This window comes from Emticicia sp. SJ17W-69 (assembly GCF_051209875.1).
Taxonomy (GTDB): Bacteria; Bacteroidota; Bacteroidia; order Cytophagales; family Spirosomataceae; genus Emticicia.
In genome coordinates this window covers 3,672,840-3,689,322 of record NZ_JBNTQY010000001.1, presented here as the reverse complement: position 1 = coordinate 3,689,322, position 16,483 = coordinate 3,672,840, and the positions used below count along the sequence as shown (strand labels likewise).

Below are 16,483 nucleotides of genomic sequence, written 5' to 3'. Positions count from 1 at the left end.
TTTAATTTTCTTTATAATCCTTAGTCAAATAGGTTTTTCTCAGCAAAGCCCAACGAGTATAAGTATTGGAAAAATGATTAAAATAAGTCCCAAATTAACCGATATTAAATATACTGGGCCTGTACCAAGGAATAAGAAAGCAAGACAATTTAATGAAAAGGATAAAGCTAATAAAAGAGTCCGTTTTCCAATTGAAAGTGAAAAGTTAAATAGTTTTGATGAAGCGATTCAAGGAGTTACCAATAGTTTTATTACAGCAACTTTACCACTTTCTAATTCATTTGATGGTTGTTCGGCCAATGATAATGTGCCGCTTTATGGTTCTACGTTTGCACCACCCGACCCCAATATGTGTGTTGGACCCAATCATATTGTACAGATGGTGAATTCGGCACATAAAGTTTTTGATAAATCAGGTAATTTACTTTCTGGACCAATTAAATTCAGTTCAATTGCTTCAACATCACAAGATGATGGAGATCCTATTGTTTTATATGATCAGTTGGCAGATAGATGGATGCTATTACAATTTAATTTACCTGCGGGAAGTGAGTCGATTATCTTTTGTATTTCACAAACTCCTGACCCAACTGGTGCATATTTTGTTTATGAGTTTCCTACCGTTGGTGTATTTCCAGATTATCCTCACGTGGGTATTTGGAACAATAGTTATGTAATAACAACCCATGAGTTCAACCAAGCGGGAACATCTTATTTAGGACAAGGATTTTATGCAGTTGACAGAACAAAAATGGTCAATGGTGAAGCAACTTCAACGCTTATCAGATTTCAAGATACTGCAGAAGGTGGATATTTGCCCGCAAGTATGGAAGGTTTTAAAACACCTGAATCAAGTTCGGATGCGATTTTTACTTCATTTAATGCGAATGAATTTGGTGGAAATGATGAATTATGGATTCGAACTTTACATGCAAATTTTACAAATCCTGCTTCCTCAACTTTAAGTGTTAGAGGAACAATACCAGTGGCAGCGTTTGATGGCAGGTCACCAAGCTCAAGGTCAGCTATTGAACAACCTGGAACAACTGATGGACTAGATGCAATTACTGACCGTATGATGAGTAGGGTTGTCTATCGCCGTTTTGATAATTCCGAATCTTTAATAATGAACTATGGTGTAAACGTCAGTGGAGCCAATCCTACTACAAAAGCTACTTTTCAAGCGGCTATGCGTTGGTATGAACTAAGCCGAGCCAACCCAGCAAGTTCCTGGACAATTAATCAACAATCAACGTATGCACCAAGTGCTATTAGTGGTACAACAGGTGAAAATCGTTGGATGGGAAGTGTTGGAATTGACCAAAAGGGTAATATCGCTTTGGCATATAGCAAGTCAAGTGCAACCACATTTCCTAGTATTAATTATGCTGAAAGAAAAAAAACAGACCCACTGAATACATTGGGAGCCGAACAGATATTTTTTGATGGTACTGGCTCGCAGACGGGTTCAGGTAATAGGTGGGGAGACTACACATCAATGGCAACTGACCCTTCAGACGAAGAAACATTATGGTACACTAATGAATATTACCAAACAACATCCTCATATAATTGGAAAACAAGAATAGGAAGTTTTAAAATAAATGACCCACAGACGACTCCTACGGTACATTTTAAAAAAGGTGGAACAATTACTCGTCAAGTAGAATCGGTCACTCCCGCATCTGGTCCTCCTAATTTACCTTATAAAGATTATATGATTAGTGTTGTTATTGACCAAGCACCTACTCAACCTGTAAATATTACCTTTAATAAGTCTGGTACAGCTACAGAGGGCGTGGATTATGATTTACTAATTCCAACACCATTTGTCTTGAATGCAGGAACAACGAGTAAAGATTTTACATTAAGAGTTTATGACAATGCTTTTGGAGAATCAGATGAATTTATTAATATTGATTATGTACTTAATGTAAATGGCGGAAGTGCCATCGCAGGAAGTTATAATCAAAAGCATAGAATAACTATTATTGGTAAATCATCCTGCCCTACGCTTAATGTATCTTTTATTAGACCAACAACATTTTGTGAAGGAGATTCTACCACTCTGAGTGCAAATACCGACCCTAATTATTCTTTTCAGTGGTATAAAAATGATGTCGCTATACCATCAGCAACACAAGCACAATTAGTTGTTAAACAAAGTGGTAGCTATTATGTTGAAATTACCAGTTTTGGTTGTTCATTGCCATCAGCACCAATTCTTGTGACGGCTAATTTAGGAGTTCAGCCACCGACTACGATCAGCCGAACCATTACTTTTGGTACCACATTAACTCCTGGAAATGGACTTCAAGCAAGTGCTTCATGTGCAGGTCAAAATACTGTGACTTATGCTGGCCCAACAATTGGCTATGATGGTGGAACAAAAAGTGGAGACGACCCTCAAGTGACAGTTTCGGGAGTAGGTACAAATTTAGGCAAAGTAAAAGTAGCTATTACTTGGAGAAAAAGAAGTGGTGGTACTATTAATGATTGTGGTACTGAAGGAGGAACGGCTAAACCATACTACAATGAAGTTTCATTTAAAATTCAAGCACCTAATGGTGCAACCATAAATTTGCTCAATTCAGGTGTTTATGGACAAGGAACTACAACTTTAGGTTCTCTTACTACAACATTTGAAGATGGAGGTAGCACCATTGGTGCTTTACCAGCAGCTGGTACATTTGCTCCTGCTCAACTACTGGCTATCTTAAGTGGAATTAATCCAAATGGTGTTTGGAAACTTATTGCGAATGACAATGAAGCTATTGATCCCCTTTGTGTGGAATCATTCTCTATCACTGTATTTACAAGCGGGACTGGTGTAGCAAGTACGATAAAATGGTATAGTAATGCAACGGGTGGTTCTCCAATTGCTACCAACACAGAATATATACCAACTGACACCGCCCCTGGAAATTATACATATTATGCTGAAGCTGGTTGTGCTGTGCCTGGTTTAATTTGTAACACAAGTATTCGTAAACCAGCAACATTGACTATTACAGGTACATGTGTCAGTATTGGGGGTATTGTCACTAATAATGCTACTGTTTGTGCAGGTACGAATGCAGGAATACTGACTTTGAGTGGACATACAGGGACTATATTGAGATGGGAATCATCAACAGATGACTTTTTAAATATAACTACAATAGCAAAAACTACCACTACTTTAAATTATTTAAATCTCACTCAAACAACTAAATTTAGAGCAGTGGTTCAAAATGGAAGTTGTTTGCCTGCTAATTCTTCTGCTGCAACGATAAATGTGACTACAATGAATGCAACAGCAACAAATACAGGCCCTTATATTACTGGACAAACCATCCAATTAAGTGCTACTGGAGGTACAACATATAGTTGGTCGGGGCCAAATTCATTTGTTAGCACCTCTAATCCTGTCAATATTTCAGGTGCAACGCTTACAATGGCAGGCACATACGCAGTTACAGTGAAACAAGGGTCTTGTACAGCAACAGCTACTACGAATGTAATTATTACAGAGAGTGATCCATGTCTGACTGTTGTTGATTATGATTATGTTCAAGCTGGTAATCCATTTGCTTTTAAATTCCCATTAACCAATAATATGGTGATTGCTGAAGTACCAGAAGAAACATCGATATTAGTAAATCCTATTTGCCCGAGTGTTAAAATATTAAGTTTTAGAATGAAAATTGTTGGAATGCCTTATTTACATGAAGTGGTCGAAAGTATTCCTTACTTTGCATTGTTTAATAATACTGGAGACTATATACTAGGCAGGCACCTTTTGCCAGGAAACTATGTTTTGACTATTACAGGTTATGAAAACGACAATGCTCAAGGGAATATTACTTATGGGCCAGTTTTGACAAACTTTACAGTTGTTTCAAATTCAGCAAGTATTTCTGCACCAACATTTAGTATTAATTCTTTGTGTGCAGGTACTAAATTTAATGTAAATTTTACTACAATGGGGGTGTTTACTTCAACGAATATGTTTGAGGTGCAACTTTCAGATGCCAATGGAACATTTGATAATCCAATAATTATAGGAAGTACAGAATCAGCAGGTGTGGTGCTTTGTACAGTTCCTTTGAATATTACATCCGGTTCAAAATATAAAATAAGGGTGGTTTCTACTAATCAAGTTCTATCAGGCGATACCAATAGTTCAAATCTTGTATCTACAACTGCTTCTTTGAATTTAAATAGTCCAACTAACGACATAAGCAGTGGGGTAAGTACTAAACAAGCTTCTCAAATCATAACAGCAACAAATAAAGTGTTCTCGCCTGCTAATGTTATTTATAAAGCTGGTAATGCAATTTTACTTAGTGCAGGATTTCAAGCCAATGCAAATGCTGTATTTAAGGCAGAAATAAGTGGTTGTAATTGATTATTGCTTATGATATAAAGTTTAATTGTTAGGGTGGGTGAATTTGTTATTCACCCATTATTTTTTTTAAGAATCATCTGATAAGATTCTTTTTTCTTAATTTCTCGATTTTCGTATAAATACTAAGAAGTCATCGAAAAATTTATTAAACTTGAATGTTCATAAAATTTCAACCATTTATCTATAATGAATAACCTTACTATTAATCGCCGTCGTTTTATTCAAGGAACTGCGGCATCGCTGGCATTGACAACATTGAGTGTCAGCGGTATGGATGAAATAATTCAGCCAGCCAAAACCTATCGTGTTGCCTTAATTGGGACTGGATGGTATGGGAAAAGTGATTTATTTCGCCTCATACAAGTTGCCGATGTTGATGTTGTGGCTTTATGCGATGTTGATAAAAACATGCTTATAGCAGCAGGTAATTTAGTAGCAAAACGTCAAAAATCAGGCAAAATACCTACGCTTTATGGCGATTACAGAAAAATGCTCGCCGAAAACCAATTAGATATCGTATTGATAGGTAGCCCCGATCACTGGCATGCCTTGATGGCAATAGATTGTGTAAAAGCAGGAGCCAATGTTTATGTGCAAAAACCCATTAGTGTTGATGTGATCGAAGGTGAAGCGATGGTAGCTGCGGCTCGTAAATACAATAAAGTAGTACAGGTTGGAACGCAACGCAAAAGTACGCCACATTTGATTGAAGCAAAGAAAAACATCGTTGATGCGGGATTGCTTGGCAAAATATCTCATGTAGAAATGTGTTGCTACTATCACATGCGAAATAATGGAAATCCTCCAGCAGAGCCTGTACCCGATTTTTTTGATTATGAAATGTGGACAGGCCCAGCACCCTTGCGTCCTTATGATGGTTTACCGCACATTCGTTGGTGGCGTACATTTGAAGAATATGGCAATGGAGTTATGGGCGATATGTGTATCCACATGTTTGATACTGTGCGTTGGATGTTGAAATTAGGTTGGCCAAAAAGAATTAGCTCTCAAGGTGGAATTTATGTTCAAAAAGAAGGTAAGTCAAATATTCCAGATACACAATCTGCCGTTTTTGAATATGATGAACTCAATTGTGTTTGGCAACATCGCACTTGGGGAACACCAGCTAATCCAGATTATCCTTGGTCATTTACACTTTTTGGCGAAAAAGGTACTTTGTTTGCCAGTACAATGGCCTATGATTTTGTGCCTCAAGGCAAAGGCGATAAAATTCATAAAGATGTAGTTTACGAAAAAGAAAAGTATCCAGAAGACTTGACCGAAGAGCGTATCGAACTCAATGCAGCTCCTGCAACGAGGCTTCACATGCTTGATTTCTTAGCTGCCATAGAAAATAAAAGCAAACCAGTGGCCGATATTGAGCAAGGACATATTTCGACTGCAAGTTGTATTTTGGCAAATGTTTCGATGAAGGTTGGACGCCCTTTAGTATATGACCCTCAAAAAAGAGTAGTAGTAGGCGATGCCGAAGCAACAAAATTACTCAAACGCCCTTATAGAAAAGGTTGGGTACATCCTGAGCCTGATAAGGTTTGATACTAACCTCTATAACAATTTTCCAAATTGTTCAATTTCTGTAACAATTTGGAAAATTGTTTTACAATCAAACACCCCATTTATCAGGATTTCTTCTCCATTTTTTCAACGAATCAAGTGATTCTGCCGAAATATAGTTTTGTTCAATGGCTTGGTCAATTAATGAATTATAATGACCTAAAGTAACTAATTTTACACCTTTGTCAGCAAAATTCTCATCAGCAACTTTGAATCCATAAGTAAAAATTGCTACCATTCCGATTACTTCAATTCCAGCCTCACGAAGGGCATCCACTGCTTTTAATGAACTTCCACCCGTTGAAATTAAATCTTCAATTACCACTACTTTTTGTCCTTTTTCAATACGCCCTTCAATTTGATTCCCCATGCCATGTTCTTTCGGTTTAGGACGGACATACGCAAATGGTAATCCTAAAGCATCAGCTACCAATGCTCCTTGAGGAATACCTGCTGTAGCTACACCAGCAACTAATTCTGCCTCTGGAAAATGTTTTTTAATGGCTTTTGCTAATGCTTTCTTGATGAAAGTACGTGCATCAGGATAAGAAAGTGTTACACGATTATCGCAATAGATTGGAGAATTCCAGCCAGAACTCCATTTGAATGGTTGCTCTGGACTTAATTTGACAGCTTTTGTTTCTAATAAAAAAGAAGCAATTTTTTGTGAAACAGTCATAAAATAGAGTTACCCCCCGCCTCAAAGGGGAGCTGTAATTTTAGTTATCAGAATAGAGGCAATTGATTAATGGAAGTAATTTTTTTTTATTTGAGCCAATGAATGTTTGAGTTTTACTCACTATCTTTTTTCTTCAATAAAATCTTGTCGATGCGATTTTTATCCATGTCGATAATCTCAAATTGATAATCTTCCCACTCAAATGTATCTCCTGTATCAGGAATTTCTTGAAGTATATGTAAGGCAAAACCACCAAGTGTATCAAAACCTGTATATTCTTTACGATTATTGATGACAATTTCAAAATGATTCAAGAAGTCATCGAATGGAAGTGAAGCATCCACTAAAAAACTACCATCTTCTCGTTCATGAATATCATAGCCAAACTCATCATCTACCGAAATATCACCCACCAAGGCATCTAAAATGTCATTTAAAGTAATAATTCCCATTACACTACCATATTCATCCAAAATAATACCCATGTGAATGCGTTCTTCACGGAATTTTTCCAATGCTTGATATGCTTGGTTATTTTCTGGAATAAATAGTGGCTCTTTACCAAATTCTTTAAGATTTTCGAGTTCGATATTCAAATCTTTTCCCAATAAATCTTTGATATAAAGCAAACCAATTATGTTGTCAATATCACCTTCACAAATAGGATATACAGAATGTTTTGACTCAATAATTTTTTCTTTATTCTCTTTGACGGAATCTTCAATATCTAAAAATGTTACATCACTACGATTGGTCATCAGAGATGTAATTTTCCTATCACCCAAGTGAAAAACATTTTGCACAATTTCTTGCTCAATTTCATCAATTGCCCCTCCGCTCGTTCCTTCTTGAATCATTGATTTTATTTCTTCTTCTGTTACGGAGTTGTCAGAAACTTCAATTCCTAAAATCTTGATAATGAGGTCGCTACATTTAGTCAAAAGCCAAATAAATGGAGAAGTGATTTTTGATAGCACATTCATTGGAGCCACCATCACTTTTGCAATCGCTTCTGGATTTGACATCCCAATACGCTTGGGAACTAATTCACCCAAAACTAATTGTACAAAACCGAGCATCAATACTACCAAACCGACAGCGACATTACTGGAATATTTAGTATCAAGACCTAAATTTGTTAAGAAATTCTGAACACTTATGGTAATGGTATCACCCGAAAATATACCAGTTAAAATACTGATAAGTGTGATGCCAATTTGAACAGTTGAAAGAAATCTATTTGGAGAATTGGCAAGTTCGAGGGCTGAAGCAGCACGACGATCGCCATTTTTGCTTGCAATTTCAAGTTTGGTTTTTCGGGAAGAGATTAGAGCAATCTCCGACATGGAGAATACACCATTGATTATGACTAAAATAAGGATTATTAAAATTTCCATTTAAAATTTTTAGACACTCAATTCGAGGGTCTGATGGTTATTAAGATGCAAAATAAAATATTTTAAGTAGATTTTATGCAAAAACAATATTATAATTTTTTTATCTATCTAATTACTACCAAAAAATTTCCGAACTTTGCCATAAATTAAACTTTCTTCTACAAACCTTATGGTTATTTTTATTAATGACAAATTAGTTAGAATCGTAAATAAAAAAGATTTTAAAGACCTACATGGACAAGATTTTGATTCGATGTTAGATGCTCGATTGGAACAAGTAAGTAACAAAAAACTACGAGGACACGTAGTGATTTTAAACGCTTCAAGTGCTACAATAGACAAGTTTTTTAAATTGATTCAAAGTTCAGAAGATGTTGATTATCAGTCTGTTACTGTAGTTGTTGAAGATAAAGGTGCAGCTGAAACGCATATTCGAAATCTTTATAAAGTTGTGAAAGCTGCCGGTGGAGTGGTATTTAATTCAGAAGGTAAAATACTGTTGATGCACCGATTAGGTAAGTGGGATTTACCAAAAGGGAAGCGTGATGACGGCGAAAAAGCCAAACAAACTGCTGTGCGTGAAGTTGAAGAAGAATGCAATGTAAAGGTTAAATTAGGCGAGAAACTTTGCACAACATGGCATACATATACGATGGGAAATAATAAAATCCTCAAACGTACGAAATGGTACAGAATGGAGTGTTTGGACGATTCTGCAATGAAGCCTCAAAAAGAAGAAGGTATTGATGAATTATGTTGGATGGACGAAAAAGAAATTCAGAAAGCATTATTGAATTCTTACAGCTCGATTCGTTTTGTATTTGACCAACTTGGAAAAGAAAATGAGAATATTATTGAATAAATATCTATTGTCAATATTATTACTTGGTTTTTTTACAAAAATCAATGCCCAAAACTCATGCCAGCCAAGTGCTTTTCAACTGACACCAACTACCAAAAATAGAACTATTGAATGGCAAAAATTTCCAGAGTTTTCATTGCCTTTTTCAATCGTTTATGGTGGACCAAGATTTGGTGATGCTCAAAAATTGCCATTAAAACATGGTTTTAGTCATTTGGCAACTTCTGATGGTAATGATGCAGATTTACCAAGAAATCAAAGAGCGATGGTCTGGTATGGTGCTGGTTATCCTTCTGCCAATCAACCTTGGGAAACGATAAAAAGCCCGTGGGGAAATAATATCGAATTGTACAAAAATAAGTGGCGTAATGATTTAACAGGCTTTGCCAATTCCTTCACAAATTCATTTGGGACAGGTAAAGCTGATATTGATTTTTTTGTTCCAGATATTGAGTTACAAATAAAATCTAATGATTCGATCTTGGTACTAAAGAATCACCCAACAACCCCCGCTGCTTATAAGAGTCTTGATAATCAATCATTTATCACACAATATAAAAAAGATATTCAAGCTTTATATGCTCAGGTTTTTGCAGAAACTAAAAATAATGCTACTCAAAATACAAAAATTGGTGGCTATGCCGATGCTCCAATTTTAAATACGTATATCAATATAGCAGGAAATTCATGGCAAAAATGGACTTCTGATGCGTCTTTACTAAATTATATCAATTATGATTTTTCAAAGAATGCTTTAGGTGGACAAGCATACGCTAACCAAGATTTTTTTAGTCCAGCAGCTTATTATTATTATGATTATCCCAGTCCACTTGCCCCTGATTATTTAGCCTATATGCTTTTTCAAATTGAGGTAAATCGTGCATGGACAAGCAAGCCGATTATACCCTTTGTTTGGTTGCGATTTAGTTATACAACACAGTTTGTAAAGAAATTTATCAGACCATTTATGGCTGAAGCAACGGCTATTTTTCCTTTCTTTTCGGGAGCCAATGGCCTTTGGCTTTGGGACGACCCAGGCACATTTAATTCCGATGAAAATTATGTAACGTACGAGCATTTCATCAATGGACTTTACCGTCTTTCGCAATACAAAGATATGTTTTCGGGCAATTATGAGTTGGTCATTCCAACACCTGCTCGTGAGTATGTTGATACTCGAAAACCGATTTGGCGAGCAGTTGCCAAAGGAAATGATTTATTAGTAGCTGCCCATAATCCTTATGCAAAAGATGAGAATGAGGTTGTAACGGTAGAAATTGCCTATAAAAATTATCGTCAAAATATTTCCTTGAAAGGTTACGATGTGTTTTTATGTAAATTTGATATGACACTTTTAGGTAATGAACCAGAAATTTTATCTTTTGAGGTTTCGCCTAATCCAGTAAGTGAAGATATTTCTATCAAAATATTTAGTCCTAAAGCACAAGAAGCTCCTATTGAAATTTTTGATATTGGTGGAAGAAAAGTTATCCAACAAAGACACTCTTTTATACAAGGAGAAAATTGTAAAATATTGAATATAAGTGAGTTAGCTAATGGAATTTACTTTGTTCGAGTTTTAGGACTTAACAAAAAGATTGTTTTTAATAAATAAATCTGAACCAACAAAACCTGTAAGGTCTTTTTAGACCTTGCAGGTTTTTTCACAACAAAAATATGCAAAATAGCCTCATCAACGAAACCAGTCCATATTTACTTCAACACGCTCACAATCCAGTTGAATGGTATCCGTGGGGAGAAGCAGCCTTACAAAAAGCCAAAGTTGAGGATAAACCAATTTTGGTGAGCATCGGTTATTCGGCGTGCCATTGGTGTCATGTGATGGAGCGAGAATCTTTCGAGAATGAAGCAATTGCTGCCATCATGAATGAGCATTTGGTTTGTATCAAAGTTGACCGTGAAGAACGCCCCGATGTAGATGCTATTTATATGGATGCTTTGCAAGCGATGGGTTTGAGAGGTGGGTGGCCGCTCAATGTTTTTCTGATGCCTGATGCCAAACCTTTTTATGGTGGAACATATTTCCCTCCCAAGAACTGGGTAAATTTGGTCGAAAGTATAAGTAATGCCTTTAAAAATGACCGTGAAAAACTTCAAAAATCTGCTGAAGGATTCACCCAAAACATGCTCGCCAAAGAAAGTGAAAAATATCAAATGGATATTGGTGATGATTCTTTAAAGATTTCAACAGGAGAGTTGACCGCAATTTTTAATCGCTTACACCGAGATTTTGATTTTGAAAAGGGCGGAATGAATCGCAGCCCTAAATTTCCGATGCCAAGTATTTGGAAGTTTTTGTTAAGATATTATGCTGCTACGAAAGATGAACGAGCTTTGAATCATTTAAAGCTTACGCTTGATAGAATTGCTTTGGGAGGAATTTATGACACCATTGGTGGTGGATGGACTCGTTATTCGACTGATGAAGATTGGAAAGTGCCACATTTTGAAAAAATGTTGTATGATAATGGACAGTTAACTTCCTTATATGCAGAGGCTTATGCTCTTATAAAAGATGAATTTTATAAAGAAAAAGTAACAGAAACCATTGATTGGCTCGAAAGAGAAATGATGAGTGAAGAAGGTGGTTTTTATTCAGCTTTGGATGCCGATAGTGAAGGAGAAGAAGGTAAATTTTATATTTGGACAAAAGCAGAAATCGAGGCGATTTTAGGCGAAGATGCAGCTGAATTTTGTGAAACTTTCGAATTTTCTGAAGATGGTAACTGGGAACATGGAAACAATGTAGTGCATCTTGAAAGCCGTGATTTTATAGATGGAGGTTTTCCTTTAACACAGGAAATTAAACAAAAACTTTTTGATTATCGAGCAAAAAGAATTCATCCAGGCTTGGATGATAAAATTCTTTGTTCGTGGAATGGCTTGATGCTCAAAGGTTTAATTGATGCGTATCGCTATATTGGCTCACCCAAATTTTTGGATTTAGCTTTACAAAATGCTCATTTTTTACTCGAAAAAATGACAATCAAAGTAACAAATGAAGATGGTCAAGAGGGTAGAGGGCTTTGGCACAATTATAAAAACGGCAAAGCAAATTTAGTAGCTTATCTCGAAGACTATGCAAGTGTAATTGACTCATATACAGCACTTTATCAAGTAACTTTTGATGAAAAATGGTTGAATGAGGCAGAAATGCTCAGTGATTATGTTCTTAGCAATTTTTATGATGTCGAAGATGAGTTTTTCTATTTTACCGATGTTCAAGGAGAAGAATTAATTGCTCGCAAGAAAGAAATTTTTGATAATGTAATTCCTGCCTCCAACTCAATGATGGCAACCAATCTTTATAATCTCGGAACAATTCTTGGCAGAAATGATTTCATAAAAATCAGTAATTTGATGTTGGCAAAAATGAAACGCATTATTTTGTCTGATGCTCAGTGGGTTACACAATGGGCTTGTTTGGCAACTCAACACGCCAATCCAATTGTAGAAATTGCCATTGTTGGTGATAATTTGTTGAATATCAGGGCTTTAATTGATTTGAAGTATTTACCAAATAAAGTTTTTGTAGGAACAAAAGATACTGCTGACCTTCCATTGTTATTAAATAGAAAAGCCATTAATGGCGATACAACAATTTATGTATGTTTTGATAAAACTTGTCAATTACCTACATCCGATGTAGAAAAAGCTTTAAGTTTGATGATATAGTGCAATTTTCTAAATTGCACCATTTGAGAACAATCATTTAAAAATAAAACAAATCATCAATGAAAAACAATTATCTATTATTAGCCTTAACGCTAATGTTATTTGGAGCAAATGCCCAAAAAATTAGCAAGTTACCTGAATACAGTTTATCAAAAAAGGAAATCGAAGCTCACATTCGTTTTATCGCCTCTGATGAAATGTTGGGTCGTGCAACTGGTGAAGTGACAAATAATGTAACAGCTCGCTACATTGCAGAACAGTTTCGTTTACAGGGTTTAAAAACCGTTAATGACCAAAAAGATTATTTACAACCCGTTCCTTTTGAAAATACTAAACCTGTTAAAAAAGGGGAAGTTTATGTAGGGAATGACACGCTTAAATGGACGAAAGATTTTATTATGCTATCGGGGAAAGCAACTAAATTGGAAAACCTTCCTGTAGTTTTTGTTGGTTATGGTTGGATTGATGAAAAACAAAACGACTATAAAGACCTCGATGTAAAGGGTAAAGTTGTGATTGCTCAATTTGGAGTTCCAAATAGTGATGACCCTTATGCAAATATCGTTGGCTCTGCAAAGAAAGGTGAATTTGCTGCCAAAAATGGTGCAGCCGCTTTTGTTCAATTATATAATTTGAAGTTTCCTTGGGGAGCAATTACTAACTTTATGGGTGGAGAAAAATTAAGTTTAGCTCCTGAAAGTCAAGCTAATGCAGAAATGCCACAGATTTGGGTAAGTAATGCTCATTTGAAAAAATTTGCCAAAGAAACACTTACAACTTTGAGTATGAATGTAAGTGAAGTGGCAAAAAAGACGGTAATGTCACAGAATGTCATAGGTGTTTTGGAAGGAACAGACCCTGTTTTAAAAAATGAATACATTGTACTAACTGCTCATTTCGACCATGTGGGAACTGGTAAAAAAAATGGGAAAGTGACAGCAAGCGATACGATTTTCAATGGTGCAAGAGATAATGCTTTCGGCACAACTGCACTTTTATCGGCTGTAAAATCTTTTACAGCGAAAAGAACCAAACGTTCGATTCTTTTCATTGCTTATACAGGCGAAGAAATTGGTTTATTAGGTAGTAAATATTATGCCGAACACCCACTTTTGCCATTGAAACAATGTGTATTTAATCTTGATTGCGATGGTGCAGGTTATAATGATACAACCAAAGTTACTGTGATTGGGCTTGATCGCACTGATGCCCAAGCACAAATTGAAGCTGGTTCAAAAGCCTATGGTTTGACTGCTATTAACGACCCAGCTCCGGAACAAAATCTTTTCGATCGCTCAGATAATGTAAATTTAGCAGCCAAAGGTATTCCTGCTCCAGATTTTGCTCCAGGGTTTACTGCTTTCGATGCTGAAATCAATAAATTTTATCACCAAGTGAGTGATAGCCCAGAAACTGTTAATTATAATTATTTGCTAAAATTTTGTCAAGCTTATATTTATTCTGCCCGATTGATAGGCGATAGACCAACGGCACCAAAATGGAAAGCAGGTGATAAATATGAGAAGGCATTTAATGAGTTATACGGAAAGTAATTTATTAGTTACGATTTCTTATTAGTTAAGTATTATACTCGTATTTGATTTTTACTATTTTATGTATGTAAAATGAAAAATATACATTAATTTAGGAGATTAATACTATATAAAATGAGGAAAGTATATTTTTGGATGCTATTCTTTTTGACAATTACTTATTGCCAAGCACAAAATAAAGTATATAAAGAAGTTTTGACTGCTCAAAAAAATAATGTGGCAGTCAAAACTTCTTCTATTTTTACTCTTTCTACAAGACCTTTATTTGATAGTACTTTTAAGGCTGGAAGTGAAGTGATGGAGTTTTCAGTCAATAATCTCGAATTAAATAATATACAAAAGCAAAACCCTAAACTTTTGAATTTATCAGTACCGTTTTCAAATAATATGCATTTTGATTTGGTGCTTATACCGATTGATATTTTTAGCCCGACTTATAAAGTTGTTAATTCAAAAAATGAAGAAATCAAGATAGAAAAAGGTATTTATTATCAAGGTATCATTGATGGAGATAGCTTATCTTTAGTTGCATTAAGCATAAATAACGGCGAAATTAGTGGAATAATAGCCAATAAAGATGGTAATTATAATTTAGGTAAATTAAAAAACTCCAGCCGTTATGTTTTATATAATGACAAAGATTTAGCTAAAAAAAATAATTTTTCGTGCGAAACAAGCGATATAGGACTAAAAAATATTCTTTCTTCGGAAGTAAAAAATAACTTAAACACTAATACTATCAATTGTAGTACGATTCAAATTTATTTTGAAGCTGATTCTACAATTTTTGCCGCAAATGGCTTCTCAATAAATACAACTGCCAATTTTGTGAATAGGCTTTTTTCTCAGGTGGTGATATTGTATAATAATGAGAATATTGCAGTTCAAATGTCAGAACTAAAAATTTGGGATACAACCGATCCTTACTTTTATCTTTATCCCAATACGGGAACATTCCTGAATACATTTAAAAACCAAATCGGAACTACATTTAATGGTGATATAGCACACTTATTATCAGGTAGAAGTAATGGTGGAAGAGCTGACGAAATAGACGGATTGTTTTCTAAAGGTGCAGCAGTTAGTGCTGGTATTACAAATACTATAGACAATGTACCTATTTATTCATACAATGTTGAGGTAGTTACACACGAAATCGGGCATCATTTTGGTTCTCCGCACACGCATAGTTGTTCATGGCCTGGCGGACCTCTTGACAATTGTTTATATCCAGAAGGGAATTGTGGCTTTTATGGACCTCCTATAGTTAATGGCGGAACAATTATGAGTTATTGCCATATTTTTTATACAATCAACTTTAATAATGGTTTTGGCCCACTTCCCGGAAATTTAGTTAGAAATCATACAAAAATATTTCTAGGTGGAGGTGTTCATATACCAGTAACTCTAGCCATAAATGATATTTACAACTCAAGAGCAACCATTTCTTGGGAACATACTGGTGGAGGAACTTATATTGTTGAATATAAACCAACTAACTCAAATGTTTGGACTTCAGACACAACGACTGAAAATTACTCATTACTGACAGAATTATCGCCTAATACAATTTATAATCTTAGAATAAATGTTTATGACCCACAAGTAAAAGCTGGGTGTGCCAGTTTTACAGATACAACTTTTTCTACAAACAATACTCCTCCCGTAAATTATTGTACACCTACATTTGTCAGTGCTTGTGGTATTTTTGAGGTAATTATTAATGGTATAACTTTAGAATCTTCTGGACTTTGTTTGACTGAACCTTTTAAGTTTTTCCCCTCCAGAAGTTTATCAATTGGTCAAAATACATTTTCAATTAAAATTTTTAGTGAACCCCAAACTGAATTAGGTGTATGGGTTGATTTTAATAAAGATGGCGTATTTGCAGAGAATGAAAAAGTTTTTTTTGCTCCTGGTTCCCGCACAACTCCAGGTCATGAAATTTTTGCATCTTCATTTTTGATACCTAATACAGTTGTGCCACAACAAAATACCCGACTAAGAATAGTTACAACTAATTATAATTTTGAAGGAACTCCGTTAACACCATGTGGTGATTTTACCTACGGACAGATGAAAGATTATTTAGTAAATATCACAGGAAACTGTGAACCATTGGTGAGTTTAGAAAACCCAATAAATAATATTTCTGCAGGAAGGCAAATAATAAAAGCCTCAAGCCAGAATGGAGTAATTAATGCTTCAAATCTTGTTGAGGGTACTAATACAAATGCAGTATATCAATCAAAAAAAATTCATCTTAAACCAGGCTTTAAAGTAAGTGCAGGTGCTTTTTTTAAAGCTCAAGTTGGAGGATGTAATTAAATA

General features: G+C 35.3%; 9 protein-coding genes. 7 read left to right on the top strand and 2 right to left on the bottom strand.

Annotated elements, in window-relative coordinates:
• The first annotated feature begins 73 nt into the window (after window positions 1–73).
• Together ACQUQZ_RS15005 and ACQUQZ_RS15000 are read left to right on the top strand one after the other, a co-directional pair.
• A complete protein-coding gene (locus ACQUQZ_RS15005; RefSeq protein ID WP_435355836.1) occupies window positions 74–4,390 on the top strand; it encodes a 3-coathanger stack domain-containing protein in 4,317 nt (1,438 codons plus the stop codon).
• A 186-nt stretch (window positions 4,391–4,576) separates the two neighbouring features.
• Window positions 4,577–5,947, top strand: coding sequence for a Gfo/Idh/MocA family protein (locus ACQUQZ_RS15000; RefSeq protein ID WP_435355835.1), 1,371 nt, complete (start codon window positions 4,577–4,579; stop codon window positions 5,945–5,947).
• 67 nt (window positions 5,948–6,014) lie between these two features.
• On the opposite strand, the gene pyrE is transcribed toward ACQUQZ_RS15000, so the two are convergent.
• Together pyrE and ACQUQZ_RS14990 are read right to left on the bottom strand one after the other, a co-directional pair.
• Window positions 6,015–6,644 (bottom strand): orotate phosphoribosyltransferase, encoded by a 630-nt coding sequence (gene pyrE, locus ACQUQZ_RS14995; RefSeq protein WP_435355834.1) that lies wholly within the window; start codon window positions 6,642–6,644, stop codon window positions 6,015–6,017.
• A 113-nt stretch (window positions 6,645–6,757) separates the two neighbouring features.
• Window positions 6,758–8,041 (bottom strand): hemolysin family protein, encoded by a 1,284-nt coding sequence (locus tag ACQUQZ_RS14990; RefSeq protein ID WP_435355833.1) that lies wholly within the window; start codon window positions 8,039–8,041, stop codon window positions 6,758–6,760.
• Window positions 8,042–8,210: 169 nt separating this feature from the next.
• Here ACQUQZ_RS14990 and ACQUQZ_RS14985 point away from each other — a divergent pair, with 169 nt between their 5' ends.
• The 5 genes from ACQUQZ_RS14985 to ACQUQZ_RS14965 all read left to right on the top strand — a co-directional run bounded on the left by ACQUQZ_RS14985 (window position 8,211) and on the right by ACQUQZ_RS14965 (window position 16,480).
• Window positions 8,211–8,903 (top strand): NUDIX hydrolase, encoded by a 693-nt coding sequence (locus ACQUQZ_RS14985; RefSeq protein ID WP_435355832.1) that lies wholly within the window; start codon window positions 8,211–8,213, stop codon window positions 8,901–8,903.
• Window positions 8,884–10,518 carry a T9SS type A sorting domain-containing protein gene (locus ACQUQZ_RS14980; protein ID WP_435355831.1) on the top strand — a complete coding sequence of 545 codons (1,635 nt, stop codon included), beginning with the start codon at window positions 8,884–8,886 and terminating at the stop codon, window positions 10,516–10,518. The genes ACQUQZ_RS14985 and ACQUQZ_RS14980 overlap by 20 nt, the downstream gene beginning before the upstream one ends.
• Window positions 10,519–10,580: 62 nt before the next feature.
• Window positions 10,581–12,599, top strand: a complete 2,019-nt coding sequence (locus tag ACQUQZ_RS14975; protein WP_435355830.1) for a thioredoxin domain-containing protein — start codon at window positions 10,581–10,583, stop codon at window positions 12,597–12,599.
• 59 nt (window positions 12,600–12,658) lie between these two features.
• Window positions 12,659–14,152, top strand: a complete 1,494-nt coding sequence (locus ACQUQZ_RS14970; protein ID WP_435355829.1) for a M28 family peptidase — start codon at window positions 12,659–12,661, stop codon at window positions 14,150–14,152.
• A 114-nt stretch (window positions 14,153–14,266) separates the two neighbouring features.
• The gene (locus ACQUQZ_RS14965) at window positions 14,267–16,480 is read left to right on the top strand and encodes a M12 family metallo-peptidase (RefSeq protein ID WP_435355828.1); all 2,214 of its coding nucleotides are present in this window, start codon (window positions 14,267–14,269) and stop codon (window positions 16,478–16,480) included.
• Window positions 16,481–16,483 lie beyond the last annotated feature (3 nt).